The sequence below is a fragment of the Brevundimonas sp. genome (genome assembly GCF_046295075.1).
Taxonomy (GTDB): domain Bacteria; phylum Pseudomonadota; class Alphaproteobacteria; order Caulobacterales; family Caulobacteraceae; genus Brevundimonas.
The window spans coordinates 20,797-45,329 of record NZ_JBKBOC010000002.1; the positions used below are offsets into that span (position 1 = coordinate 20,797).

Genomic DNA, 24,533 nt, shown 5'->3' on the forward strand with positions numbered 1-24,533 from the left:
AAAATCTGATCGAGACTGACGTTGGAGGTGCCTCGGTCAGGATCTGCCATCAGGCCAACATGCGCACCTTGGGCTCACGATCCCACTGGCGAGTTCGAGCGGGGGCGAGGAAGGCCTCGGCGTCCTTGGACAGATCGATCACCCCCTCGTCCGGCTCGACCCCCGCCTTGTCCAGAAGGGGCTGGGCCTCTGGGGTGTGGCCGACGGCCTTGAGGTGGCCGAAGGCGTCCTTGGCGAAGTCGACCGCCGCGCCTTCCTTCAGCAACTGGGCGCAACCGTCGTCGGACAGGACGATGGCGACCGCGTCGAACAAGACAGAAGGGCTGCCGGCCAGCTGACCGTCGGCGGCCAGGGTCTTGCCGCCCTTCAGCTGTGCGCTGCCAATCTTGGGCGCGACGATGAAGACCGAACCGCCGTCGCCTTCGACCGTCGCACGAACGGCGTCGATGACCGCGCCGTCCGAGCCGTCGGCGACCAGGATGGCGACCTTTCGCCCCTTCAGGGTGTCGGGATATTTGCCGACGATGCGAAGCGCAGGCGAGGCGTCCAGATCGATGGGGGCAACGCCCGGGTCGGACGCCTTGGGCAGGGGCAGGTTCAGGCCGTCGGCGACGCGCTGAGCCAGGGTTTCATCGACGTTCTGCAGATTGGCCAGAACGCGCTCCCGGACGTGGGCCAGCGACACCTTGGACAGTTCGAACACGATGGCGCTGGCCAAATGGGCCTGTTCGATCTCGGTCTGCGAGCGGAAGAACAGCCGCGCCTGGCTGTAGTGGTCGGCGAAGGTTTCGGCGCGCAGCCGGACCTTCTCGCCTTCGACCGGAACGGGCGCGGTGCGGAAGCCGCCCTTCGGGTCTTCGCGCGGGCCGCCGTCCTCGCCCGCCTCGGCTAGGCTGTTGGGTTCATAGTTGGCGCGGCCCTTGGGCACGGCCATCTGCATATGGCCGTCGCGCTGGAAGTTCTGGAAGGGGCAGCCCTTGGCCTGGTTGATCGGGATCTGGTGGAAGTTGACCGTGCCCAGGCGCGACAGCTGGGTGTCCTGATAGGAGAACAAGCGGCCCTGCAGCAGCGGATCCTCCGAGAAGTCGATGCCCGGCACGATATTGGTCGGCAGGAAGGCGACCTGTTCCGTCTCGGCGAAGAAGTTGTCGGGGTTGCGGTCCAGAACCATGCGGCCGATCACGCGGATCGGATAATCCTCTTCCGGCACCAATTTGGTGGCGTCCAGGATGTCGAAGGGCAGGGCGTCGGCCTGTTCCTGGGTGAACAGTTGCACGCCGAACTCCCATTCGGGGAAGTCGCCCTGATCGATGGCTTCATACAGGTCGCGGCGGTGATAGTCGGGATCGGCGCCCGCGATCTTGACCGCCTCGTCCCAGCAGGTCGACTGCGTCCCCAACTTGGGCCGCCAGTGGAACTTGACCAGGGTCGCCTCGCCCTCGGCGTTCAGCAGGCGGAAGGTGTTGACGCCGAAGCCTTCTATCATGCGCAGGCTGCGCGGGATGCCGCGATCCGACATGGCCCACATGACCATGTGCATGCTCTCGGGCATCAGGCCGATGAAGTCCCAGAAGGTGTCGTGGGCGCTGGCCGCTTGGGGATAGCCCTTGTCTGCCTCCATCTTCACCGAATGGATCAGGTCCGGGAACTTGATCGCATCCTGGATGAAGAAGACGGGAATGTTGTTGCCGACCAGGTCCCAGTTGCCCTCGGTCGTATAGAATTTGACCGCAAAGCCGCGCACGTCGCGCGGCGTGTCCACCGACCCCGCGCCGCCGGCGACGGTCGAGAAGCGGGTGAACAGCTCTGTCTTCTTGCCGACCTCGGTCAGAATCTTGGCGGTGGTGACGTCCGACAGGCTGTCGGTCAGTTCGAAGAAGCCGTGGGCGGCCGACCCGCGAGCGTGAACAATCCGTTCGGGGATCCGCTCATGGTCGAAATGCTGGATCTTCTCGCGAAGAATGAAATCCTCTAGCAGGGTCGAACCGCGCGGCCCGGCCTTTAAGGAGTTCTGGTTGTCGCTGATCGGCACGCCGTGATTGGTGGTGGTGCGGGTCTGCGGCGTGGCGGCGGTCTGGTGCAGTTCGCCAGCATTGCCGATTTCGGACGCCAAGGCGCGCGTAGGGGTCTTGGCCATCTGAAAACTCTCTGAGAAGCCGGCGGCCACAAAGCGCGGCGCGCGTCGTGACCATAACGGTGCTCAGGGTCGATGGTTCTGTGCGGCATCGCTCATAGCGTTCGAATGTCGCAGAGAGATGTCAGCTTTGGACCGTCAGAGTTCATGCGATGGGTTTCGCCTCGGGCAGTTAGCCGCTGAGTCGTGGCCCGTCACCGGCGTCAGAACTCCTCCCAGCCATCGCTGTTCGCGCCGACCGCGATGTCTCGGCCGCCGGCGACCTTGATCACGCGCTGTTCGATGCGAGGCGAGGGGCGCGTCGAGCGGCGGCTTGAGACCGGGGCGGGCGCATTGCGCGAGGCGCCTTTTCCGGCGGAAACCTGGAAGAAGGCGACCTCGGATGACAGTTCGGCGGTTTCCTGACGCAGGGCGGTGCTGGCGGCGGTGGCTTGTTCGACCATGGCGGCGTTCTGCTGGGTCACCTGATCCATCTGGTTCACGGCGACATTGATCTCCTGAAGGCCGGTCGCCTGTTCCTTGGCGGAGGCGGCGATCTCGACGACCAGGGCGCTGATGTCGTCGACCTGTGAGGCGATGGCCTGCAGGGCGGAACCGGCCTGGCTGACCAGGCGCACGCCGTTCTCGACTTCGGAGCCGGACTTGGAGATCAGGGTCTTGATCTCCTTGGCGGCTTCGGCCGAACGTTGGGCCAGGGCGCGGACCTCGGAGGCCACGACGGCGAAGCCGCGACCGGATTCTCCGGCCCGAGCCGCCTCGACCCCGGCGTTCAGGGCCAGCAGGTTGGTCTGGAAGGCGATCTCGTCGATGACGCCGACGATCTGGCTGATCTGGCGCGAGCCGCCTTCGATCTTCTGCATAGCCTCGACGGCGTTCATCACGACCGCGCCTGAGGCCTCGGCGCTCTTGCGGGCGCCATTGGTGACATCGGCGGCCTGGTTTGCGGCCTCGGCGGTCTTCTTCACCGTGACGGTGATTTCGTCGAGCGCAGCGGCGGTCTCTTCCAGGGCGGCGGCCTGCTGTTCGGTGCGACGCGACAGGTCTTCCGATGCCTGGCTGATCTCGCCGGCGCCGGAATCGATGCCGTGAACCGAACCCAGGACGCCCGTGACGGTCTCTTCCAGGCGGGAGATGGAGCGGTTGAAGTCGGTTTTCAGAACCTCGCTGCGGGCAGGGAAGGGCGCGTCGATACGGTAGATCAGATCGCCTTCGGCCAGGGCCGACAGACCCTTGCCCAAGCTTTCGATGACGACGGTGTTCTCGGCGGCTTCCTGCTGAGCCAGGGCTTCACGGCGGCGACGTTCGACTTCGGATTGGTCGCGCATCGATTCCGTTTCCGTCTCCAGCGCCTTGGCGCGCAGGCCGTTGTCGCGGAAGACCTGCATGGCCTGAGCCATGGCGCCGACCTCATCCTTGCGGTCGGTGTCGGGGATGGCGACGTCCAGCTTGCCGTTGGCCATGACCGACATGGCGCCGGTCATGCGGCGGACGGGCGCGACCATCAGGATGGACAGTTGCACGCCCAGGAAGACGGCGGCGGCGACCAGGATCAGTCCCCCGACCGCCAGGGCGATAAAGGAGGCGGTGATCGCCGACGCCTGTTCGGCGTCGCGCACGTTCATCCGCTCGACTTCCATATCGCGAAGGTCGGTGATGGCCTTGGTGATGTGTGTGACGCGCACCCTGTCGCCGGAATCGATCACGACGCGGCGCGCGGCCTCGATACGGGCGGGGTCCAGCGCCGCCTCGGTCAGCGGCGTGCCGAACTCGGTGCGCCAGGCGGCGGCGTCGGCCTGGGCCTTCTCGACCAGCGCCTTCTCTTCCGGCGTCAGGTTGGCGGCGCCGAGAGCGGCCACCGAGGCTTCGAACTGTTCCCAGCCCTTTTTGTATACCTCCAGATAGTCGGCGTTTCCGGTCAGCAGCACGCCGCGCATCTGCGAGTTCAGGCGAATGAAGCCCTTCTCGGCCACATGGGTGTGGTCGATGATCGACTTGCTCTCGGCGTTCAGCTCAGCCGCCGTCTTCATCGCCGACAGTTGGAAGAAGACCGCCCCGATCATTGCGGCCGCGACGGTCAGCAGAAGGGCGAAGGCGATCGCCAGTTTCCGCTGCATCGGGATGTTCTTCGGGTTCATGCGGTCATCTCGGCGGCTTTGGGGCGGAAGCCCGGAACGGCGGACCGTTCCGGGCAAGATGTAGTCTAGAAGGCGGTTTGGACGCGGACGGTGGCGGTGTTGCCGCTGTCGTCGCCGATGAAGGTCCCGGTTCGGTTATCGACCGACCAGGCGCTCCAGTGGGCGGAGACGCGGGTGTTGTTCGTGGGATACCAGTTGACGCCCAGCAACCAGGTGTCGCCTTCACCGCCGGTCGGGTTGTCGCTGTAGTCTGCGGTGTCGTAGCGGCCGACGATCTCGACCGCGCCGTAGCCGTCGGTCCCCAGCGGGTTCAGCACCTTGGGTCGGCCCCATGTGCCGGTGCGGGGCGAGAGGGGCGGCTTTTCGCCGGTGATGAAGAAGCCGGCGGAGAGGCTGTAGGCGTCCTGATCGAAGTCGCGCGCGGCGGTCTGGACCACGCGCTTGCCGCCTTCGGCCATCAGCCAGCCCGAGCGATGCACGCCGCCCAGTTCCAGACCGAGGCCCTTGCTGCCCTTGGGGTCGGCGATCGTACCGCCCGACAGGCGCAGATTGTCGTTGCCGCGCGACGAGACGACCAGGCTGCGCGAAGCGATCGACGCGTTCGGCGTCAGGTCCTCGACGAAGCCCCAGCCGCCGAGATGCAGGAAGCCGGCGTCGGTCTTGAACGGCGACCAGTGGGTGCGGCCCATCAGGGTGACGCTGTCATTGGCTGTGCCGGTGCTGATGGCGTCGCCGGTGACCGAGAGCGAGGCGTGCCAGACGCTGCCGGTCAGCTTGGAGGTCACGCCGACGCCGTAAGCGCCGCGTTCCGGGCCGATGGTCGAGACCATCAGGCTGCGCTCCAGGAAGGGAACCACGTCTTCCGCCGTCCCGCCCTCGACGCCGCGGTCGTTCAGGCGCTGGCCTGCCGAGACCTCCAGGTCGCGGCCGCCGATCTTGGTGTTATAGGCGACGAAGGCGTTGGCGACGCTGACGGCGTTATCGGCGAGGTCGGCTTCGATCCAGTAGGTGAAGCCGCCGGCGATCTTGCCTTGGCCGCCAAGGCGCAGGCCGCGCAGCTCGGTGGTGGTCAGATTGCGACCATCGAAGTCCGAGCCGAATGTGGTCGACAGGTCGGCCGTGACGCGGATGCGCGGCTTGAAGGTGAAGGCGCCGTCCGGGCTGCGCAGTTCGGGCAGGCCCGTGGCCCAATCGACGGGCGCGGGAGCCGGCGCGGCTGTCATGGCTGCGGTCTGGACTGGACGCGTCGCGACGGCGGCCGGGGATCCGGCGACGGCGGGGGCGGCCGGGACCGGAACCGCTGTCCGCGACTGGGCCTCAAGCTGTTCGAGGCGGGCGGACAGGGCCTGCACCTGAGCGCGCAGAGCGGCGATCTCGTCGGCGGACGGCGCAGACTGGGCGAAGGCGGAGGTGGCGAGCGCGGCAAGGCCGACACCCGCCGCGAAAGTGCGGTGAATGTGCATGAACAACACGTCTAAAGGACGATTGTTAAGGAGCCCCCAAATCGCGATACGGAAAACTGCGTAGCTTGGAAGCAGCGCCGCCGGAGGTTCGTAAGCGCGTCGGGATCACGCAGGTGCGAACTCAAAGCCTCGACCTGGGCGCGGGGGGCTAATCGATCAGAACGGGAAGAAGATCGGGATCGCAATCATGGCCGCCACCCAGGTCACCAGGTTCAGCGGCAGGCCCACACGCACGAAGTCCATGTAGCTGTAGCCGCCCATGTTGAAGACCAGCACATTAGTCTGATAGCCGAACGGCGTGGCGAAGGCGGCGGAGGCGGCCATCATCACGCAGACCAGGAAGGGCCGGGGATCGACCCCCAGGCTTTCGGCCAGGGCCACCGCGATGGGGGTGATCAGCACCGCGACCGTGGCGTTGGACAAGAGTTCGGTGGCGAACAGGGTCACGCCGTACAGGACGATCAGCGCGCCCAGCGGTCCCATCGGCCGGATCACGCCGATGAGACGATCCGCGCCCGCAGAGGCCAGGCCGGTGACTTCGATGGCCGTGCCGACGACCACCATGCCGGCGATCAGCAGCAGGATTTCGGGCCGTAAGCCGGCATAGGCCTCTTCCGGCGTGATGACCCTCAACAGGATCAGCCCGACCGCGCCCGCGAAGGCCGAGGCGGCGATCGGCGCCCAGCCCAACGCGGCCGAGGCGATCACCAGGACGAAGACGGCGAGCGAGATCATCGCCGGTCGCAACTGGAAGGGTCGATCCGCCGCTCCATACAGATCAACGTCGCCCAGGTGCGCATCGCCTGAACCGTCGGACTGATTGCGCGACTCGCCCAGGCGCGGCAGGCCGAAGGGCAGGATGCGTTTACGTCGGCCTGCGGCCTCCGCCTCGGTGCGCCGGCGCGTCTCTTCCATTTCGGCCAAGCGCGCAGCCTGCGCCTCATCCATGGCGACCGACCGGCCCAGTTGGCGCGCGCCGACGAAATAGAGCCACAGGCCGCCGACGACGGCGATAAACAGGCCGACGGGCGTGATCTCGAACAGGCCGAAGACGGGCTGGCCGGCATTGCGCGCCATGTCGTTGACCAACAGGTTTGTCGAGGTGCCGATCAGGGTCAACAGACCGCCCAGCACGGTGACGTGGCTGAGCGGCATCAGGAAACGTTTGGGCGATAGTTTTAGCGATTGAGCCACATCCCGGATCACCGGCGCCGCCAGCACCACCACCGGCGTATTGTTCAGGAAACCGCCGACCGAGCCGCACAGGCCGATGACGATCCATATGCCCCTCGCGCCGATCCGGGCGGCCAGCTGGGTCGCCTGGCGGATCAGCAGACCCAGCAGGCCCGACAACTCGATCGCATAGGCGATGACGAACAGGCCGGCCAGGGCGATGACGGCCGGACTGGCGAAGGCGCCCTGCACCTCGACGGGGCGCACGACGCCCAGCAGCAGAAGCACGGCGGCGCCGGTCAGGGCGACGACGTCGGCGCGAACCTTGCCGTGGATCAGCACGCCGACCACGCCGATGAGCACCGCAAGGGCTGCGATCTGATCGAATGTCATGATCCCGTGCAGACCGCCCCCCGCCACGCTCGTCAACCTTTTTCGGGTGATCGTCCCCAAAACAGCGAACTGCGTGCTAGAGTGGTTCCATGCTCGAACCGATCGCGTCGCCTCGCCCGTCGGTCGTCGCGCTCGCGGCGTCCCTTCTCCTTTTCGGTCCCGTTCTCGGCGGTTGCCAGCGCGAGGAGGCCGAGCCTGCGCCACAGCCCGCACCCGTTGCGGCGCCGACGCCTGTGGTCACCGTCGCCTCCTCACCGACCCTGGATCGCGCAAGCCTGCTTCAGGCTATGGACCTCGCCGCCTCGGCCTTTGCAGCGGGGCGTGAGGTCGGGGGCGCGTCCCTGGCGGGCCGACGGTTCGTCGTGCGCCAGGCCTTTGGCTGCGGTGGTCCGGCCTCGTTATCCGCTGAAACAACCCCCGACGACGGTCTGCCGGCCCTTGCATGGGGCGCGCGCAATCAAAGCCTGAAACTCAGCCTGGCGCCCGGCGACTGGTCGCAATCGGCCCTGATCGCCGATGACGCCGAGACCTGGGAGGCGGCGGAGGGCTTCTGGCTGGCGCGTCCCTGGTTGCGGACCGAGGGGTGTTCAGCCGCGCAGGGCGATCCTCTGGCCCAAGGTCAGGCGTCGCCGCAGACCATGGGGCTGGCGGCCGTCTTCAACGAGGGCGGTTCGCGGACCGGGCGTCGCAACGGCCGCGCCTATGAGTTCACCGTGCGGGGCGAGGGCGACCAGCCGCTCGTCGCGCCTGCCCAAGGGTATCGACTGGTGCTGGAGGGCCGCATGGCCGCCTTCGCAGACGGTCGCGCCGTCCGCTGCCGCGCGTCTGGCCTGGATCAGCGGCCGATTTGCATCGGCGCCGTCCAACTGGATCGCGTCGCCTTCGAGGACGCCGACGGCAAGATGTTGAGCGAGTGGCGCGACGGCTGAGGGCCTGGTCGGCCGCCAAGCGGGCTTCGGCCAGCGTCAGGCGGCGTAGTATTTGCGGTAGGCCTGATAGTCGTAGCCGGCATGGCCGTAGTCTTGTTTCGCCTGCGCCCTGACATCGACCTGGGTCAGGGTGACGCCCAGGGTGCGAGCGCCGGACTGGTTCAGGATGCGGATTGCGGCGGCGACGGCGCGCGCGGGGGTCTTGCGCCAGCGGGCCAGCAGAAGGACAGTGTCGGCCTTGGCCGCCAGGACGCGGGCGTCGGCCAGGACCAGCACCGGCGCCGTGTCGATGACGATCAGATCGAAGCCCTGACGTAGCTCCGACAGCAGGGCGTCCATTGGCGGGGCGGCGAAGAGGTCGTCCGCCGACAGGCCGGAACCCGACAGCGGCAGAACATGCGCGCCTGATGCGGGGTCCAGCACCAGAAGGTTTCGCCAGGACGCCGCGCCGTGCAGCACCTCGGCCAGGCCCGCATTGGGATCCAGACCCAGCATCCGCGTGACGCCGCGCCGACGCGGGTCGCCGTCGATCAGCAGAACACGTCCGCCCGACCGGGCCGCCACACGCGCCAGGCAGACGGCGGCGGTGGTCTTGCCCTCGCAGGGCAGGGCGGAGGTGACGGCGACGATGCGGCCGGCCGGTTCGCCCACCACGCTGACGTTGGGGGTGATCGAGGTGCGCAGGGCGCGAAACGCCTCGGTGAAGACCGACAGCGGCCGTTGCAGCACCAGGTCGATGGGGTGCAGGTCGCAGTCTTCCAGCGCGGCGACGGAGGAGGCCAGCGGGATCGCACCGATGGGGGGCAGACCCAGCTTGCGTTCGATGTCGTCGGGGCCGCCCAAGCCGGTCTGCATCGTATTGGCGACGATGACGGCGAAGGCGCCCGCGCCGACGCCCAGCACCAGCCCCAGCGCGAGGCTGAGCGTCAGGTTCGGCGCGCTCTGCGAGGTCGGCGGCGTGGCGCGCGAGACGATGCGGGCGTCGGCCTGTTCGACGCCGGTCTGGGCGCTGGTTTCGCGATAGCGATCCAGGAAGGCGCGGTAGATGGCGCGCGCGGCCTCGGCTTCTCCCTCCAGTTCGCGCAGGCGCACCGAGGCGGCATTGTTGTCGGCCAGGGCGCCGCGGGCGGCGTTCAGGCTGGCCTGGACCGAGGCGGCACGTTGCTGGGCGACCTGGGCCTGGGCGTCCAGGTTGGAGACGACGCGGCGGATCTCGGCCTGGATCTGGGCGTCGATGTCGGCCAGTTCCTGGCGGGCGCGGATCATGTCGGGGTGAAGCGGACCATAGCGAACGGACAGGTCGGCGACGCGGGTGCTGATCGCCGCACGTTGGGCGCGCAGGTTCTGGACCACGGGCGAGGTCAGGGCCTCGCCGACATCGTCGCCGTTCGATCCGGCCGCCATCTGGGATCGGGCGGTGCGCAGGCGGGCGTCTTGTTCCGCCTGTTGTGCGCGGGCGGACGCCAGTTGCTGGTTATAGACCGAGATTTCCTGCTCGGTCAGGGTCGCGCCCTGGGCGCTGAGCAGGCCGTTTTCGATGCGGTAGAGGGAGACGGCGGCGTCGGCGGTCTCGACCTGGCGGCGCAAGTCTTCCAGCCGGGCGCCGAGGAAGGCGTTGGCCTGGCTGTTGGCGTCGAACTTGGCGGTCAGCTGGGACTGAAGGTAGCGTTCGGCGAAGGCGTTGGCGATGCGGGCGGCCTTGGTCGGGCTGTCCGAGGTGAAGCCGACCGCCATCGAATAGGTCAGGCCGACGCGGCGCACGGTCAGGCGGCGGCTGACGGCGTCGATGACCTGCTGGCGTTCGATCTCGCGGTCGGGGATCGCGGCGCGGCCGGTCCGGTCGGTGAGGGCGGCGAAGGGCGATTTGCGCAGTCGGGCGTTGAACTCGGGATCCTGGGTCAGGTTCAGCGCGTCCACGACGCCGGCCGCGAGTTGGGGCGACTTCAGCACCTCGACCTCGGTGTCGACGATGGCCGCCTCGGCGTCGAGGGCGGACAGGACCGCCGGGCCGGCGATCACCTGTTCCTTGCGGGTGTTGATCTGGAGATTGGCGGTGGCGGTATAGACCGGCGTCTGGCCCAGCATCAGGGCGAAAACGATCAGGCACACGATAGTCGAGACCGTCGTGAACAGGACGAAGCGACGACGGAAAGCGGCGATCAAACCGTGGATATCGATGGCGTCGTCGGCGTGCTGGATTGAGGCGCCCAAGGCGGGGTCGTTCTGTGTCATCGCGCCATCGAACGGTGATCGTCAGCCTCAGTCGTGCGATGTCGCCTTCAGGTTGTCAATGTTCGCGCTGTGGCCATTGTCAGAACTGGGCAACGGTCGCGACATAGAAGCGGGTCGAACGGTAGCTGGGGCCTTGGGTGGCGCCGGACGAGGACTGGTCAAGCCAGGTCAGGCCGGCGGTGAAGCCGTAGCGACGATTGATCCGGTAGGCGGCGCTGACGCCGGCGCCGAAGCGCGTGTCGGTGCGGGCCAGACCGTTGTAGGCGTCGTCGGCATAGGTCGCCTGGGCCGTCAGGATCAGATTGCGCAGCAGCTCGTGATCGACGGTGAGCGACAGGTCGGTGCGCAGGGCGCCGGCCGCGCCGATGACGCCCGTATCCTCGACGGTTCGCGCTGCGGCCGCCGTGACGGTGGTCAGCTGCGTAGGGAACCAGGACAGTTTTACCCGGCCTCCGACGCCGTCCAGATCGCCGAACGCCGCGTCCTCGAAGTCCTGGCGGATATAGCCGGCGGCGATCTCGCCCCGGACCAGGGCGCCCAGTTCGAAATCCACGCCCGCCAGGGTCTGATGGCCCGACGAGGTCCGCAGGGGCCGGCCGGCGATGCGGTCGTAGTCGCGGTCGTCGTTGACGACCTGTAGGAAGATCGCCGTGGCGGGGGAGAGAGCATAGTCGGCGCGGCCGGTCAGGGTGAAGAGGGTGCGGTCGCGGTCGTCCTGTTCGATCACGGCGCCCGTTTCGCTGAAGCCGTCGCGGTAGTCGTAGCGGTGAACGGCGGCGCGCGCCGAGACGCGCAGACGCCCACTGGCGCGCTCAGCGCCAAGAGAGGCGGAGGCCAGGTCGAAGGCGATGGGACGTCGCGCGGTCGGATCGGCGCCGGCGGCGGTGCGGGCCTCGTGGTCATGGGCGTAGTCGGCAGCGAAGGTGATGCTGGAACCGCGAACGACATCAAGGCGGCCGGCGCCGCCCAGATTCCAGTCGATGATATTCTCGCTGTCGAAGTCGAGATTTCGGCCGATCTGGGTGCGGGCTTGGGCCTGGAGTGCGTGGCGGGACCAGTTGGATTTGGCGGCGATCTCGGGGCGCAGTCGCAGGGTCGTGGCGGCTTGGCGGTCGTCATCGGCGGCGAAGACGTTGTCATCTTGGACGATGTCAAACTGAAGTTTGGGAAACACCCTGAAGCCGCCTGTGCGGATGCCCAAGGCGTCATAGGCAGGTTGCGGACGGTCCCGCACGGCGACGGCGCGATCGCGGACGAACAGGGCGGCCGTGCGGTCCTGGGCCGAGATTAGAGATTGGGCGGACGCTTCGGTCGCGCCGAATACGAGCAGCGAGGCGGCGGCTGGAAGGATGTCGCGTCGCATCGGCCCCCGCCTTTCGCTTCAGCCGTTCTCGTACTGCCGCCACCAGGCGACGAAGGTCTCCAGCCCGGCCTTCAGCGGCACCTTCGGCTGGTAGCCGCAAAGGGCGTTCAGTTTGGAAATGTCGGCATAGGTGGCGGTCACGTCACCCGGCTGCATGGGCCGCATGACCTTCTTCGCCTCGACGCCCAGGGCGTTCTCCAGCGTCGAGATCATCTCCATCAGACCGACCGGCTGGCTGTCGCCGATATTATAGACCTCATGCACGCCCTGAGCCGGCGGGTGGTCCAGCACGGCGACCACGCCGTCGACGATGTCGTCGATATAGGTGAAGTCGCGCGCCATGCGGCCCTCGCCATAGACCTCGATGGCGTCGCCGCGCACGATCTTCTGGGTGAAGCTGAAATAGGCCATGTCGGGCCGGCCCCAGGGGCCATAGACGGTGAAGAAGCGCAGACCCGATTGCGGGCAACCATAGAGCTTGGCGTAGCTCTGGCTCATCAGTTCGCAAGACCGTTTGGTCGCGGCGTAGAGCGAGACGGGATTGACCGTCGGGTCCTCCTCGCGAAAGCCCGACCCTTCCAGCGGCCGGTCGCCATAGACGGAGCTGGACGAGGCATAGACCAGATGGGTCACGCCATTGTGCCGCGCGGCCTCCAGCATCGACAGATGGCCGGCCAGGTTCGACCGCTCATAGGCGAAGGGGTTCTCCAGCGAATACCGCACCCCCGCCTGGGCCGCGAGGTGGACGATGCGCTTGACGCCGGCGTCCGCGACCAGGGCGCGCATCTGCTCATGATCGGCGATATCGGCGCGCACCATGCGAAAGCCGTCGCGCCCTTCCAGTCGGGCGGCGCGGGCCGCCTTCAGGCGCGGATCGTAGTAGTCGTTGAAGACATCGACGCCGATCACCTGTTCGCCACGGTCCAGCAGGCGTTCGGCGACGTGCATGCCGATGAAGCCGGCCGCACCGGTGACGAGGATCGGCGACCCCATCAGCCGCGCCCGATGCCCATGTAGCGGAAACCGCGGCTCTTCATGTCCTCGGGCCGATAGATGTTGCGCAGATCGACCAGGACCGGCTGTTTCATCAGAAGCTTGATGCGGTCCAGATCCAGGGCGCGGAACTGGTCCCATTCGGTGACCAGGACCACGGCGTCCGCGTCGATGACGGCGTCATAGGCGCTGTCCTTCATTTCGACGCCGGGCAGCAGTTTGGCGGCCTCGTGCATGCCCTCGGGGTCGAAGGCCTGGACCTTGGCGCCGGCGGCGATCAGGGCGGGCGCGATGTCCAGGCTGGGCGCGTCGCGCATGTCGTCGGTGTTCGGCTTGAACGTCAGGCCCAAGAGGGCGACGGTCTTGCCCTGGACGCTGGTTCCCAAGGTCGCTGAGACACGTTCGGCCATGGCCTTCTTGCGGGCGTCGTTGACTTCGACCGTGGCCTCGATCAGCCGGGTCGGGGCGCCGTACTGCTGGGCGGTGCGGACCAGAGCGATGGTGTCCTTGGGGAAGCACGAGCCGCCGTAGCCGGGCCCGGCGTGCAGGAATTTCGAGCCGATCCGCTTGTCCAGGCCGATGCCGCGCGCGACTTGCTGCACGTCGGCGCCGACGGCCTCGCAAAGGTCGGCCATCTCGTTGATGAAGGTGATCTTCATCGCCAGGAAGGCGTTGGCGGCGTATTTGATCAGCTCGGACGTGCGTCGGCCGACGAACAGCAGCGGGCTCTCGTTGAGGTTCAGCGGGCGGTAGAGTTCGCTCATAACCTTCTGGGCGCGCGACCCCGTATCGCTTTCGATGTCGTCGACGCCGATGACGACGCGGTCGGGACGTTTGAAGTCGCCGATGGCGGCGCCCTCACGCAGGAACTCGGGGTTGGAGACGACGGCGAAGTCGGCGCTCGGATTGGTCTTCCTGATGATGGCCTCGACCTCGTCGCCTGTGCCGACCGGCACAGTGGACTTGGTGACGATGACCGTGAAGCCCTCGATCAGGCCGGCGATCTCCTCGGCGGCGGCGTGGACGTAGGAAAGGTCGGCATGGCCGTCGCCGCGACGCGTGGGCGTGCCCACGGCGATGAAGACGGCGTCGGCGTTACGGATCGCCTCGGCGCCGTCCAGGGTGAAGAACAGCCGACCTTCGCGCACGTTTGCCGCGACCAGATCGTCCAGCCCCGGCTCGAAGATCGGGATCTCGCCCCGCTCCAGCCGTTCGATCTTGGACGGGTCCTTGTCGATGCACGTGACGACGTGCCCGAAGTCGGCGAAACAGGCGCCGGACACCAGGCCCACATAACCCGTCCCAATCATCGCTACGCGCATCGAAATCCCTCATCAGCGGCGACGCGACCTTTAGCGGGGCGGTGCGCTTCGGGACAATGGCTTTTGGTTTCTTGGTGCAACCAGGATGCAGCCGACGCCTCGCGGCGCCGGCTGCAGGCAGAGGGACTTAAAGGACGCCGATCATCGAGGCGACCAGCGGGTGACGGACGATGTCGCGTTCGGCCAGGCGAACCACGGCGATGTCCGGCACGGCCTCAAGACGAGCGGACACATCGGAGAGGCCCGAGATGCCGGGCAGCAGATCGGACTGCTGCGGGTCGCCCGTGACAACCATCGTCGAGTGCCAGCCCAGGCGTGTCAGCAGCATCTTCAGCTGGACGTAGGTGCAGTTCTGCGCCTCGTCCACGACGATGAAGGCGTTGTTCAGGGTGCGGCCGCGCATATAGCCGATGGGGGCGATCTCGATCAGGCCCTCGGCCATCAGGGCCTTGACCCGCTTCATCGACAGACGATCAGACAGGGCGTCGTAGAGTGGGCGCAGATAGGGCGCCAGCTTGTCCTCCATGTCGCCGGGCAGGAAGCCAATCGATTCGCCCGCCTCGACGGCAGGGCGGCTGAGAACGATGCGGCCGATCTTGCCGGCCTCCAGCGCCTCGACGGCCTTGGCGACGGCGAGATAGGTCTTGCCGGTGCCTGCGGGGCCGAGCGCCATGACCAGATTGTGGGTGTCGATGGCCTCCATCAGCTCGATCTGGCCCTCGGACTTGGGCTTCAGCGTCTTGAGATAGGCCTGGTCGCGGTCGTCATTGGATGGGTTAGGCGACCAGCCTGACCTTTCATTGTGCGGGGCATGGAGCCGGCGAACTTTCGACTCCTCCATGAAGTCACGCGAATCCAGAATTCCGTGTTCACGCGTTTGACGCTTGGTTGCAGCACGCTTGGTCATGGACGCCTCCAGGGCATGAAAAAAGGCGGACCCGAACGGGCGCCGCCTTGGATGGTCTTGGGGAGGAAAGGGTCGCGGCCCGCATCGCAGCGACCGCCCGGATCGACAGCAGGGCTGTCTGCAACGGGACAGGCCCGCCGCCGAACAACCGAACCAGGATCCCAACGCGCCACGCGAAAGCCCCGACAATGACCGGATCGGGCTTGATCCGGTTTCGGATCCGGGGCCGAAATGAAGACCCACGAATCGCATCAACAGTTTGATGCTATCGTGGTTAGCGATCCGTTAAAGCCCTCATTTTTCAAAGATTAGGCGGTGCACTGATGACCATTTACGCATTGGGCGACAGCAAACCGCAGCTTCCGCCGCTGGGCGAATACTGGGTGGCGCCGAGTGCGTCGGTGATAGGGAATGTGATTCTGCATCCCAACGCCAGCGTCTGGTTCGGCGCCGTGCTGCGCGGCGACAACGATCCGATCACAGTGGGTCCTGACAGCAACATCCAGGACGGCAGCGTGCTGCACACCGACATGGGATCGCCCCTGACCTTGGGGCGCGGGGTGACGGTGGGGCACAAGGCCATGCTGCACGGCTGCGAGGTCGGGGACTACAGCCTGATCGGCATCGGGGCGGTGGTGCTGAACGGGGTGAAGATCGGGCGCAACTGCATCATCGGGGCGAATGCCCTGATCACCGAGGGCAAGGTCATTCCCGACAACAGCCTGGTCGTGGGCCAGCCGGGCAAGGTGGTGCGTGAGCGTGATCCTGCGCACATCGCCGTGCTGCAGATGTCGGCCGAACACTATGTGCAGAACTGGAAGCGGTTTGCGGTGGAGCTTCGGCCCCTATGATCCGCTGAGAACCGCCCGCGCCGCCGCTGCGTCGGCGTCGATCTGGGCCTTCAGCGCATCCAGCCCGTCGAAGGCTTCTTCGCCGCGCAACCAGGCGACCAGTTCGGTGTCCAGCGTCTGGCCGTAGAGGTCGCCGTCGAAGTCGAACAGCCAGACCTCCAGCAGCGGGGTCTCCAGCGCATACATGGGGCGCACGCCCAGGCTGGCGACGCCGTCGACGATGCGTCCGTCCGCCAGCCGGCTGCGTGTCGCATAGACGCCGTAGGCGGGGCGCATGTAGTCGCCCAAGGCGATGTTGGCGGTCGGCACGCCGATGGTGCGGCCGCGCTTGTCGCCGTGGACCACCTCACCCCGGATGGCGAAGGGGCGGCCCAGGATGGCGGCGGCGCGGGCCATGTCCCCGGCCTTCAGGGCTTCACGCACGGCGCTGGACGACAGTTTCAACCCATCGGCGTCGTCCAGGCGTTCGGCCACCGAGACGGTGAAGCCCAGCCGCTCGCCATAGGCGCGCAGACCCTCGGGCGAGCCGGAGCGGCCCTTGCCGAAGGTGAAGTCGAAACCGACGGCGGCGTGGCGGACGCCCAGGCCGTCGGACAGTACGCGCTCGGCGAAGGTGGCGTCGGTCATGCCGGCCATCTCGGCGTCGAAGGCCAGCAGATACAGGATGTCCACGCCCAGCGGGGCAAGCGCCTCGGCCATCTGGTCGGCGGTCATCAGGCGGAAGGGGGCGGCCTCGGGCTGGAACCAGCGGCGCGGATGGGGATCGAAGCTGACGACGCCCAAAGGCGCGCCCAGTCGTTCGGCGGCGTCACGCGCGCCGGCGATGACGGCCTGGTGGCCCCGATGCACGCCGTCGAAGGCGCCGACGGCGACCGCCGCGCCCTTCAGGGCCTCGGACAGGCCGCGCCAGTCGCGGACGATCTGCATCAGCGCTGGGACGGTTTGCGCCGGCGGGGCACGCGGACGACGGCGACGCCGTCCATGATCATGGTCTCGCCAACGAAGCCTTCGCAGCTGAGCTTGACCCGCGCGCTCTCGGCCTCGACCTCGATCACGGTGATCACGATGCGAACGACGTCGTCGATGCGCACCGGCTGATGAAAGGCCAGGGTCTGGGAAATGTAGATCGACCCCGCGCCCGGCAGCATGGTGCCGACCACCGCAGAGCCGAACGACGCGCTGAGCAGGCCGTGCGCGATCCGGCCGCGATAGGCGGTCTTGGATGCGTAAGCCTCGTCCAGGTGGACGGGATTGAAGTCGTCGGACGCCTCGGCGAACAGCCGGATGCGGTCCTCCGTGGCGACGACGATTTTCTCGGCGGCCATGCCGACGTGAAGTTCGTCCAGGATGTAACCACCGGACGGATGCTGCTGTACCAATTCGACCATGCTGCAGGCTTTAGCTGCGGTGCGACAAAATGGCGAGCCTTACCAAGCGAGTTCGAGCGCGGCGTATCGCGCATAGGTCGTTTCCGCCTTCAGCAGGTCGCCGGCGCGGGCGGGGTCAAGCGCACCGTCCTCGCCCTTGGCCTGATCGCCGTGGATGCCCTGGGCGATGAACAGGCAGTCCAGTGCCTGGGCGTTGGCGCCCATGACGTCGGTGACGACGCCGTCGCCGATGCACAGGACGCGCGAGCGATCGACCGGCCGACCCAGCAGGGTTTGCGCCTCATGCAGGGCCAGGTCGTAGATGGGGGCAAACGGCTTGCCCGCCATGACGACGCGACCGCCCAGGGAAACGTAGAGATCGGCCAGCGATCCGCCGCAGTAGATCAACTGGTCGCCCCGCTGCACGACGCGGTCGGGGTTGGCGCAGATCAGTTCGATGTCGCGCGCCGCGCCGACGGCGAACCGCTCGCGATAGTCCTCCGGCGTATCGACCGTGTCGTCGAAGGGGCCGGTGACGGAGATGAAGGCGGCATCCTGGGCGCTGTCGGCGCGCTTGAGGTCCAGGCCGGCGTACAGGGGGGCATCACGCTCGGGGCCGACGATCCAGGCCGGACCGGGCGCGCGCTTGGCCAGTTCGGCGCGGGTCGCGTCGCCGGAGGTGACGAAGGCCTTCCACGCCTCGCGCGGGACGCCCAGGCCGTCGAGCTGGGCGATTACGTCCGAAGCAGGACGGGGCGAGTTGGAGATCAGGATGACATGGCCGCCCTCGCGGTTGAACCGCATCAGCGCCTCGCACGGCGCGGCCCAGCTCTCGCGGCCGTTATGGATCACGCCCCACACGTCGCAGAGCAGAATGTCGTAATCGCCGGCGACGGCGCCGAGGTGAGGCAGGGCGTGGGGGAGGGTCATGGTGCCGTGAGTAGCGCCCTAAGCGCCGAGACGGAAGGTCTAGCTAAACCGCCTGCGCTGTTCGGCGCTGCGCAAGGTGGAGCGCAGGAACTCGGCCGGGGGGTCGGTTTCGGCGAGAACCTCATCCTTGATGGCGCGGGGTTCGCCGAACAGGTGGCCCTGGCCCATGGCGACATCCAGTTCGAGGATGTCGACGACCTGGCGTTCGTTCTCGACTTTTTCGGCGATGACCTCGACGCCGTAGCGACGGGTCAGGGCGGCGAAATCGGCGGCCTGGATGTCGGGCATGGAGCGCAAGGGCGCGCCGCCGTCCAGGTCCAGCAACTGTTCGATCATCAGGTCGGCCGAGACCTTGATGAACTTGACGTCCGAACGCTGAAGATCGGCGAAGTCGAGATCCAACGTCTGGACCTTGTCCAGCGAGAAGCGGAAGCCGAGATCGGCCAGCTTGGCCATGTTGCGGGCCTCGATGGCGCCGCGGGCGTCGAAGGTGGCCTGGCCCAGTTCGAAGATCAGGGCCTGGTTCAGGTCGCGGTTCTCGCTGAGGAAATCCAGGAACTGCGGGAAGAAGGTCTCGTCGCCCAGCGAGGTCAGGGCCACGTTGCAGAAGACGCCGACCTTGCGATCCTGGCGCGCCAGGCGGCGGACGATCTGGGCGCAGCGGAACAGCAGCAGATTGTCGATGGCGGGCACCAGACCCTCGCCCTCGGCCAGCGACAGATATTCCGCCGGCATCATGACGCGGTCGGTCGAATCCCGCAGACGGGTGAAGCTTTCGTAAAAGATGGTCCGGCGCTGAGGGAGGGAGACGACCGGCTGGAGATACAGATCGACGCGGCCCTCGCTGAGCGCCTCGTGGATGGTGCGCAGCAGGACGTTGGACTGGGCCACGCGACGGCCCTCGAAGGTCTCGACGCCGATGTGGGGCGCGGCCGACAGGCGTTCGTCGATGCTCTCGCTCATCTGCTGGACAAGGGATTCCAGCATGCGAACCTCGCCTGTCAGGGCGTCGGTGTCGGACAGGACGCCGCTCTCGATGGCGTGGGCCAGTTCGGTCAGGGCGCCTTGCGTCGACTCCATCGCATCGGCCAGCAGTCGGTGGGCCTCTCGGACCTGGCCGATCTCCTTCTTCAGGACGCGGCGCTCGGCGATGCCGGTGACGATGCCGTGAAAGGCGCCCAGCAGACCCAGCGCGCCGAGCGTTCCGGCCACGCCTGCGCCGATCCCCAATCCCGCGCGCCACAGGAAGGCGCCCACGGTCATGCCGAGGAACAGGTAGGCGAAATACAGAAAGCCCGTTGTTACGTTGCGCATCGGCTGGCGGTCGGCCACTCCCGGATGGAATCGCCTGAGTATCAGGCTATCAATGTCATTCGGCTAGAGCGGGAAAACAAATATCCCCGCCAAACCTACGGGAAACGCAATGGAACTGTTCGATCTGACCGGCAAGGTCGCAATCATCACCGGATCGTCGCGCGGAATCGGCAAGGCGATCGCCGAACGGCTGGCCGAGCACGGCGCCAAGGTCGTCATCTCGTCACGCAAGGCCGGTCCATGCGACGAGGTCGCGGCCGAGATCAACGGCAAGTACGGCGCCAAAGCCGATGAACCGCGGGCCATCGCGGTTCCGGCCAACATCGCATCGAAGGAAGACCTGCAGCGGCTGGTGGACGAGACCAACGCCGCCTTTGGTCAGATCGACATCCTGGTCTGCAACGCCGCGACCAATCCCTATGCCGGGCCGATGGCGGGCATCGCCGACGATCAGTTCGAGAAGATCCTGCAGAATAACGTCATCTCGAACCACTGGCTGATCCAGATGGTCGCGCCGCAGATGGTGGAGCGCAAGGACGGGGCGATCCTGGTGATCTCGTCCATCGGGGGCTTGCGCGGCAATGCGCTGATCGGCGCCTACAATATCTCCAAGGCGGCGGACATGCAGCTGGTGCGGAACCTGGCGGTGGAGTGGGGGCCGTCGAACGTGCGGGTCAACTGCATCGCGCCGGGCCTGGTGCAGACCGACTTCGCCAAATATCTGTGGGAAAATCCCGAGCTGCTGAAGACGGTCACCGAGCCCGCGCCGCTGAAAAGGATCGGCCAGCCCGATGAAATCGCGGGCACGGCAGTCTATCTGTGCAGCCCTGCGTCGGCCTATGTGACCGGCCAGACCCTTGTGGTGGACGGTGGATTGACGATTGCCTGGTGAAGAAACGCGCTCAAGCAGCCCGACGGGCGGTCGCGCCATAAGCGTAAAGCAGGATCTGATCTGGCGCCTTGAGGCCTTGGGCTTCCAGGCGCTGTTCGGGTTTCTGCGCCTGCTGGGCGTCGAGGGGGCGTCGGGTCTGGGCGGCTGGCTGCTGCGCACCCTGGGGCCGCTGACCGGCACGCAGAAGACGGTGATGCGAAACCTGCGGATCGCCTTTCCCGACATGGGCGAGGCCGAGCGTCAGGCGCTGGCGCTGGCCCAGTGGGATCAGACGGGGCGAACCTTCGCCGAACTGGCGGTCATGGACCGGCTGACGCCCGAGGGCGGGCGGGTCGAGGTGGTCGGGATGGAGCGGCTGCACGCCCTGCGCGACAGCGGCCGGCCGGCGGTGCTGATCTCGGGCCATCTGGCCAATTTCGAGGTGATGGCGGCGGTGATCATGGCGTCGGGCGTGCCGTGTCAGGTGACCTATCGCGCCGCCAACAATCCGTATGTGGACGCCCTGATCCGCCAGAGCCGCGAGCGGTACGGCATCCGCCTGTTCGCGCCCAAGGGCGACGGGACGCGCGAGCTGATGGCGGGGATGAAGCGCGGCGATTCCATCGCCCTGCTGGTCGATCAGAAATACAATCAGGGGCCGGAGGTCGAGTTCTTCGGTCAGCCGGTGAACGCTTCGCCCGGGGCGGCGCGACTGGCGCTGAAGTTCGATACGGTCATGCTGCCGCTGTCGGTGGTGCGCCTGCCGGGCGTGCGGTTCCGGGTGACGGCGCACGAACCGATCGTGGTCAGCCAGAGCGAGGACAAGGCGGCTGATACCCTGGCTGGGATTCAGGCCGCGAACCGTTTCGTGGAGGACCGGGTGCGCGAGCGTCCCGTGGACTGGTTCTGGGTCCACAAGCGCTGGCCGGACAAGGTCTATGCGGCGTTGGAGCGCGAGGCGTCGGACGCGCGGCGGAACGGTCCGGCGTAGTCCGAGGTCTCGCGGCGCCGGCGGCAGGGGCCCACATAGTCCTCGGTCTTAATGAAGGCGCGGGGACGCATGATGACGGCGTTGATCCGGTCCAGCACGGCCTTGGCGGTGAGGGGTTTGACGATGAACTCGGTCACCCCGGCGTCGCGCGCCTCATAGACGCGGGTGCGTTCGGAATGGCCGGTCATCATGATGATCGGCAGGAAGGTGTTGGGGCTGTCGGGGCTGGTGCGGACCAGGCGGGTGAACTCGACGCCGTCCAGCGGGAACATGTTGAAGTCGACGATGGCCAGGTCGATGGGGTGGCGGCGCAGCAGGTCGAAGGCGGCCGCGCCCTCGGCCGCCTCATGGACGTTGCGGATATCGGCCGAGTGCAGCACGGCGGCGGCGATGGCGCGCATGTTCTGATTATCGTCCACCAGCAGGACGTTCAACGATCTGAGAGAAAACATCGGTCCCCGACAAATGGCGACCGGACGCTAAGGGGGTATACCTAGTCCCGCAAGCGTAGCCATTGATCAGGCCAGCGTCTGCGGCGCGAAGGCGCCGACCATCAGCGACGGATCCAAATTACGGTCGCGCCATTTCATGCGCCAGCACAGGTGCGGGCCGGTGGCGCGGCCGGTCATGCCGACGCGGCCCAGCGGATCGCCGCGCCGCACGCGCTGGCCCTGCTGCACGTCCAGGCGGGACTGGTGCAGATAGCAGGTGATCAGGCCCTGACCGTGGTCGATCAGCGTCAGGCCGCCTTCGAAATGCATGTTCGGGCGGACGAAGGCGATGCGGCCGTCGGCAGGGGCGCGGATCACGCTGCCCTGAGGGGCGGCGAGATCGATGCCGTAGTGAGGCCGCGCGGGCGTGCCGTTCAGGATGCGCTGTGCGCCCCAGGCGCTGGAGACGCGGTAGCTCTCCAGCGGCCAGATGAAGCCGGCCTTGAAATCGTCGGCGTCGATGCGGCTGGCGAAGCCCTCGGTCTTCAGCGCGATCTCCTGCTGGATGCGGGCCAGCAGGGCGGGGTCGCTGGGTTCGACGGTCGAGGGCGGCAGGCCGTTTACGCTGGTCGAGGGGAAGGCGTAGGGGGCGATGTCGAGGGTGCGTCGGGCCGAGCGGCCATCCGCGCGGGCCTCGATCTGGACGCTGGCGGCGGCGTCGCGGTGGAAGCCGATCACGAAGAGGCCGGCGGCCGAGGCGGTGGTCAGGGCCTCGCCATCGACGAAGATCAGGGCGCGCGGCGTGGTGCGACCGAAGGCGTAGCCGCCCTGACGCCATGCCCCGTTCAGGGCCAGAGGAAGGGCGTTTCGGTCTTGAGCCGCCACAGGAGCGACGAGCGGCGCGGCGATCAGGCTGGCGCCCGCGCCGGTCAGCAGGGCGCGGCGCGACGGGATCATGTCGAGGCTTGCTGTGCCGCGATGAATTCGGCCGGTCCGAAATAGGGCTGTTGTCGCGTCGGGCTCCAGTAGCGGAGGATCTCCAGCGGGATCGGCTTGTCCGTCACGGCGCAGCGCACGAAGCGGCCGGGCTTCAGCACCGCGAACTCGCCGTCGCCATAGTGAAGTACGGCCTGGTCTGCAGCGGTCATGTCCATGATCGGACGATAGCGGGCGGCGGACGGCGCGAAAAGGGGTTCAGGTCGTGGCGACCGCATCCGTGATCGGGCCGTCCGCAGCGGCGGGTCGGATCGCGCCGGGCGGGGGCGGCTTGGGCTTGCCGCCCATCCGGTCGGTGAACAGGAAGACGAACGGATTCAGCGAGATCGACAGCAGGGCTGCGGCCAGGATCAGGTCGTGGGTCTCGCGGCTCATGGCGCCCAGGGACACGCCCAGCGCGGCCAGGATGAAGGAGAACTCGCCGATCTGGGCCAGGGAGGCCGCGACGGTGAAGCCGGTCGGGCGGTCCAGCTTGAAGGTCTTGGTGATGATCAGGGCCGCGACCGACTTGCCGACGATGATGATGCCGAGCACGCCCAGGACCGCCCAGGGCTGGCGCACCACGATCATCGGATCGAACAGCATGCCGACCGAGACGAAGAACAGCACGGCGAAGGCGTCGCGCAGCGGCAGGGACCGCTCGGCCGCATTGTGACCCAGGGGCGAGGCGTTCATGACCAGACCGGCCAGGAAGGCGCCCAGGGCGAACGAGTGGAACAGGAAATAGGCCAGCCAGGCGATGCCCAGGGCGATGGCCAGAACGCCCAGGGTGAAGAGCTCGCGCGACTTGGTGTGGGCGATGCGGATCAAGAGCCACGGAATGACCTTGCCGCCGACGACCAGCATGCCGACGACGAACAGGATGACCTTCAGCAGGGTCCAGCCGACGTTCAGGCCGAGGCCGCCCAGATCGGTCTGGGTTCCGGCGGGGATGACCAACATCGGCAGCATGACCAGAGCGATGACGATGACCAGATCCTCGACGATCAGCCAGCCGACGGCGATGCGGCCGATCTCGCCCTTGACCTGTTTGCGCTCCTCCAATGCCCGCAGCAGCACCACGGTGGAGGCGACGGACAGGGCGAAACCCATCAGCAGGGCCTCGACGTCGCCCTGGCCCAGGACGAACCGGCCCAGACCCCAGCCCAGCACGGTGGCGACGCTGATCTGGACCAGGGCGCCGGGGATGGCGACCTTTCGAACCTGCATCAGGTCCTTGGGCGAAAAGTGCAGGCCGACCCCGAACATCAGCAGGATGACGCCGATCTCGGCCAGCTGGGGCGCCAGTTCGGTGTCGGCGACGAAGCCGCCCGTATAGGGGCCGACGATGACCCCGGCGACCAGATAGCCGACCAGGGGCGACAGTTTCAGCCGATGCGCCAGCATGCCGAACACGAAGGCGAGGACGAAGCCCCCGACCAGGGTGAGAATCAGGCTGTCGGCATGCGGCATCAGGGCTCCTGTGGCGAGCGAAGGTGTGATTTTGGCTAGGCTTTGCAGTTGGGGCGCGAGCGCGGGTTTGACAAGATGACGCAGTGTCGCGCGAGGCGGAAAACGGCTTCGTCTTCGCGCTTTCGCTGCGAAGTTTTGGAGGGCTGGGCGGAGCGCCGGGCCTTCGCCCGGAGTGTGAGTTTGTAAGTACCGCTTCGACGAAGGGTTGACGCTCCGCGCGGGTGGTTGGCCTGCAAGCTCGGGGCGTCGAGCGGTGGCGGTCTTATCGCCTAACCCCATAAGCCTG

At 67.2% G+C, this 24,533-nt stretch carries 21 protein-coding genes; 4 read left to right on the forward strand and 17 right to left on the reverse strand.

Annotated features, from left to right (window positions below):
- Positions 1-49: 49 nt before the first annotated feature.
- The 4 genes from ACK4MH_RS02090 to ACK4MH_RS02105 form a co-directional block, all read right to left on the reverse strand.
- Complete coding sequence (locus ACK4MH_RS02090; RefSeq protein WP_409714048.1) at positions 50-2,137, reverse strand: catalase; 2,088 nt, start codon at positions 2,135-2,137, stop codon at positions 50-52.
- A 200-nt stretch (positions 2,138-2,337) separates the two neighbouring features.
- Complete coding sequence (locus ACK4MH_RS02095; RefSeq protein ID WP_409714051.1) at positions 2,338-4,269, reverse strand: methyl-accepting chemotaxis protein; 1,932 nt, start codon at positions 4,267-4,269, stop codon at positions 2,338-2,340.
- A gap of 65 nt (positions 4,270-4,334) precedes the next feature.
- The gene (locus tag ACK4MH_RS02100) at positions 4,335-5,732 is read right to left on the reverse strand and encodes an OprO/OprP family phosphate-selective porin (protein ID WP_409714054.1); all 1,398 of its coding nucleotides are present in this window, start codon (positions 5,730-5,732) and stop codon (positions 4,335-4,337) included.
- A gap of 156 nt (positions 5,733-5,888) precedes the next feature.
- Complete coding sequence (locus tag ACK4MH_RS02105; RefSeq protein WP_409714057.1) at positions 5,889-7,298, reverse strand: SLC13 family permease; 1,410 nt, start codon at positions 7,296-7,298, stop codon at positions 5,889-5,891.
- 89 nt (positions 7,299-7,387) lie between these two features.
- Here ACK4MH_RS02105 and ACK4MH_RS02110 point away from each other — a divergent pair, with 89 nt between their 5' ends.
- A complete protein-coding gene (locus ACK4MH_RS02110) occupies positions 7,388-8,227 on the forward strand; it encodes a hypothetical protein (RefSeq protein ID WP_409714060.1) in 840 nt (279 codons plus the stop codon).
- 36 nt (positions 8,228-8,263) lie between these two features.
- On the opposite strand, the gene ACK4MH_RS02115 is transcribed toward ACK4MH_RS02110, so the two are convergent.
- The 5 genes from ACK4MH_RS02115 to ACK4MH_RS02135 form a co-directional block, all read right to left on the reverse strand.
- Entirely contained in the window at positions 8,264-10,459 is a 2,196-nt protein-coding gene (locus ACK4MH_RS02115; RefSeq protein ID WP_409714063.1) for a GumC family protein, read from the reverse strand.
- Between the two features lie 79 nt (positions 10,460-10,538).
- Positions 10,539-11,822 (reverse strand): outer membrane beta-barrel protein, encoded by a 1,284-nt coding sequence (locus ACK4MH_RS02120; protein ID WP_409714066.1) that lies wholly within the window; start codon positions 11,820-11,822, stop codon positions 10,539-10,541.
- Between the two features lie 18 nt (positions 11,823-11,840).
- Positions 11,841-12,815 (reverse strand): SDR family NAD(P)-dependent oxidoreductase, encoded by a 975-nt coding sequence (locus ACK4MH_RS02125; protein ID WP_409714069.1) that lies wholly within the window; start codon positions 12,813-12,815, stop codon positions 11,841-11,843.
- Entirely contained in the window at positions 12,815-14,137 is a 1,323-nt protein-coding gene (locus ACK4MH_RS02130; protein ID WP_409714072.1) for a UDP-glucose dehydrogenase family protein, read from the reverse strand. Before ACK4MH_RS02130 ends, ACK4MH_RS02125 begins: the two co-directional genes overlap by 1 nt.
- Before the next feature lie 127 nt (positions 14,138-14,264).
- Positions 14,265-15,056: a PhoH family protein gene (locus ACK4MH_RS02135; protein WP_409714732.1), complete on the reverse strand. Its 792-nt coding sequence runs from the start codon at positions 15,054-15,056 to the stop codon at positions 14,265-14,267.
- Positions 15,057-15,367: 311 nt separating this feature from the next.
- Here ACK4MH_RS02135 and ACK4MH_RS02140 point away from each other — a divergent pair, with 311 nt between their 5' ends.
- A complete protein-coding gene (locus tag ACK4MH_RS02140; RefSeq protein ID WP_409714075.1) occupies positions 15,368-15,895 on the forward strand; it encodes a gamma carbonic anhydrase family protein in 528 nt (175 codons plus the stop codon).
- Here ACK4MH_RS02140 and ACK4MH_RS02145 read toward each other — a convergent pair.
- Genes ACK4MH_RS02145 through ACK4MH_RS02160 form a run of 4 tightly spaced genes read right to left on the reverse strand, consistent with a single transcriptional unit; the run spans position 15,890 to position 19,506 of the window.
- Positions 15,890-16,822 (reverse strand): bifunctional riboflavin kinase/FAD synthetase, encoded by a 933-nt coding sequence (locus tag ACK4MH_RS02145; protein WP_409714078.1) that lies wholly within the window; start codon positions 16,820-16,822, stop codon positions 15,890-15,892. The genes ACK4MH_RS02140 and ACK4MH_RS02145 overlap by 6 nt on opposite strands.
- Positions 16,822-17,283, reverse strand: coding sequence for a MaoC family dehydratase (locus tag ACK4MH_RS02150; protein ID WP_135193325.1), 462 nt, complete (start codon positions 17,281-17,283; stop codon positions 16,822-16,824). The genes ACK4MH_RS02145 and ACK4MH_RS02150 overlap by 1 nt, the downstream gene beginning before the upstream one ends.
- 39 nt (positions 17,284-17,322) lie before the next feature.
- On the reverse strand, positions 17,323-18,192 hold the full coding sequence (locus ACK4MH_RS02155) for a TIGR01459 family HAD-type hydrolase (RefSeq protein ID WP_409714081.1): 870 nt from the start codon (positions 18,190-18,192) through the stop codon (positions 17,323-17,325).
- Between the two features lie 39 nt (positions 18,193-18,231).
- The gene (locus ACK4MH_RS02160) at positions 18,232-19,506 is read right to left on the reverse strand and encodes an EAL domain-containing protein (RefSeq protein WP_409714084.1); all 1,275 of its coding nucleotides are present in this window, start codon (positions 19,504-19,506) and stop codon (positions 18,232-18,234) included.
- A 109-nt stretch (positions 19,507-19,615) separates the two neighbouring features.
- Between ACK4MH_RS02160 and ACK4MH_RS02165 the strand changes: the two genes are divergently transcribed.
- The gene (locus tag ACK4MH_RS02165) at positions 19,616-20,398 is read left to right on the forward strand and encodes an SDR family NAD(P)-dependent oxidoreductase (protein ID WP_409714087.1); all 783 of its coding nucleotides are present in this window, start codon (positions 19,616-19,618) and stop codon (positions 20,396-20,398) included.
- Positions 20,388-21,368 carry a lysophospholipid acyltransferase family protein gene (locus tag ACK4MH_RS02170; protein ID WP_409714090.1) on the forward strand — a complete coding sequence of 327 codons (981 nt, stop codon included), beginning with the start codon at positions 20,388-20,390 and terminating at the stop codon, positions 21,366-21,368. The genes ACK4MH_RS02165 and ACK4MH_RS02170 overlap by 11 nt, the downstream gene beginning before the upstream one ends.
- Here the strand turns inward: ACK4MH_RS02170 and ACK4MH_RS02175 are convergent.
- The 4 genes from ACK4MH_RS02175 to ACK4MH_RS02190 form a co-directional block, all read right to left on the reverse strand.
- On the reverse strand, positions 21,314-21,820 hold the full coding sequence (locus ACK4MH_RS02175; RefSeq protein WP_409714093.1) for a response regulator: 507 nt from the start codon (positions 21,818-21,820) through the stop codon (positions 21,314-21,316). The genes ACK4MH_RS02170 and ACK4MH_RS02175 overlap by 55 nt on opposite strands.
- Positions 21,821-21,886: 66 nt before the next feature.
- A complete protein-coding gene (locus tag ACK4MH_RS02180) occupies positions 21,887-22,756 on the reverse strand; it encodes a M23 family metallopeptidase (protein ID WP_409714096.1) in 870 nt (289 codons plus the stop codon).
- Positions 22,753-22,953 carry a DUF2093 domain-containing protein gene (locus ACK4MH_RS02185; RefSeq protein WP_409714099.1) on the reverse strand — a complete coding sequence of 67 codons (201 nt, stop codon included), beginning with the start codon at positions 22,951-22,953 and terminating at the stop codon, positions 22,753-22,755. The genes ACK4MH_RS02180 and ACK4MH_RS02185 overlap by 4 nt, the downstream gene beginning before the upstream one ends.
- Before the next feature lie 40 nt (positions 22,954-22,993).
- A complete protein-coding gene (locus ACK4MH_RS02190; protein ID WP_409714102.1) occupies positions 22,994-24,247 on the reverse strand; it encodes a cation:proton antiporter in 1,254 nt (417 codons plus the stop codon).
- Between the last annotated feature and the right edge of the window lie 286 nt (positions 24,248-24,533).

What these genes read in the sequence shown, in the direction of transcription:
- ACK4MH_RS02155 (WP_409714081.1), bottom strand. Translation starts at nt 18,192, where the DNA reads ATGACCCTCCCCCACGCCCTGCCTCACCTCGGCGCCGTCGCCGGCGAT.
- ACK4MH_RS02125 (WP_409714069.1), bottom strand. Translation starts at nt 12,815, where the DNA reads ATGGGGTCGCCGATCCTCGTCACCGGTGCGGCCGGCTTCATCGGCATG.
- ACK4MH_RS02190 (WP_409714102.1), bottom strand. Translation starts at nt 24,247, where the DNA reads ATGCCGCATGCCGACAGCCTGATTCTCACCCTGGTCGGGGGCTTCGTC.
- ACK4MH_RS02110 (WP_409714060.1), top strand. Translation starts at nt 7,388, where the DNA reads ATGCTCGAACCGATCGCGTCGCCTCGCCCGTCGGTCGTCGCGCTCGCG.
- ACK4MH_RS02175 (WP_409714093.1), bottom strand. Translation starts at nt 21,820, where the DNA reads ATGTTTTCTCTCAGATCGTTGAACGTCCTGCTGGTGGACGATAATCAG.
- ACK4MH_RS02185 (WP_409714099.1), bottom strand. Translation starts at nt 22,953, where the DNA reads ATGGACATGACCGCTGCAGACCAGGCCGTACTTCACTATGGCGACGGC.
- ACK4MH_RS02095 (WP_409714051.1), bottom strand. Translation starts at nt 4,269, where the DNA reads ATGAACCCGAAGAACATCCCGATGCAGCGGAAACTGGCGATCGCCTTC.
- ACK4MH_RS02150 (WP_135193325.1), bottom strand. Translation starts at nt 17,283, where the DNA reads ATGGTCGAATTGGTACAGCAGCATCCGTCCGGTGGTTACATCCTGGAC.
- ACK4MH_RS02090 (WP_409714048.1), bottom strand. Translation starts at nt 2,137, where the DNA reads ATGGCCAAGACCCCTACGCGCGCCTTGGCGTCCGAAATCGGCAATGCT.
- ACK4MH_RS02105 (WP_409714057.1), bottom strand. Translation starts at nt 7,298, where the DNA reads ATGACATTCGATCAGATCGCAGCCCTTGCGGTGCTCATCGGCGTGGTC.
- ACK4MH_RS02145 (WP_409714078.1), bottom strand. Translation starts at nt 16,822, where the DNA reads ATGCAGATCGTCCGCGACTGGCGCGGCCTGTCCGAGGCCCTGAAGGGC.
- ACK4MH_RS02115 (WP_409714063.1), bottom strand. Translation starts at nt 10,459, where the DNA reads ATGACACAGAACGACCCCGCCTTGGGCGCCTCAATCCAGCACGCCGAC.
- ACK4MH_RS02140 (WP_409714075.1), top strand. Translation starts at nt 15,368, where the DNA reads ATGACCATTTACGCATTGGGCGACAGCAAACCGCAGCTTCCGCCGCTG.
- ACK4MH_RS02180 (WP_409714096.1), bottom strand. Translation starts at nt 22,756, where the DNA reads ATGATCCCGTCGCGCCGCGCCCTGCTGACCGGCGCGGGCGCCAGCCTG.
- ACK4MH_RS02130 (WP_409714072.1), bottom strand. Translation starts at nt 14,137, where the DNA reads ATGCGCGTAGCGATGATTGGGACGGGTTATGTGGGCCTGGTGTCCGGC.
- ACK4MH_RS02165 (WP_409714087.1), top strand. Translation starts at nt 19,616, where the DNA reads ATGGAACTGTTCGATCTGACCGGCAAGGTCGCAATCATCACCGGATCG.
- ACK4MH_RS02100 (WP_409714054.1), bottom strand. Translation starts at nt 5,732, where the DNA reads ATGCACATTCACCGCACTTTCGCGGCGGGTGTCGGCCTTGCCGCGCTC.
- ACK4MH_RS02120 (WP_409714066.1), bottom strand. Translation starts at nt 11,822, where the DNA reads ATGCGACGCGACATCCTTCCAGCCGCCGCCTCGCTGCTCGTATTCGGC.
- ACK4MH_RS02160 (WP_409714084.1), bottom strand. Translation starts at nt 19,506, where the DNA reads ATGCGCAACGTAACAACGGGCTTTCTGTATTTCGCCTACCTGTTCCTC.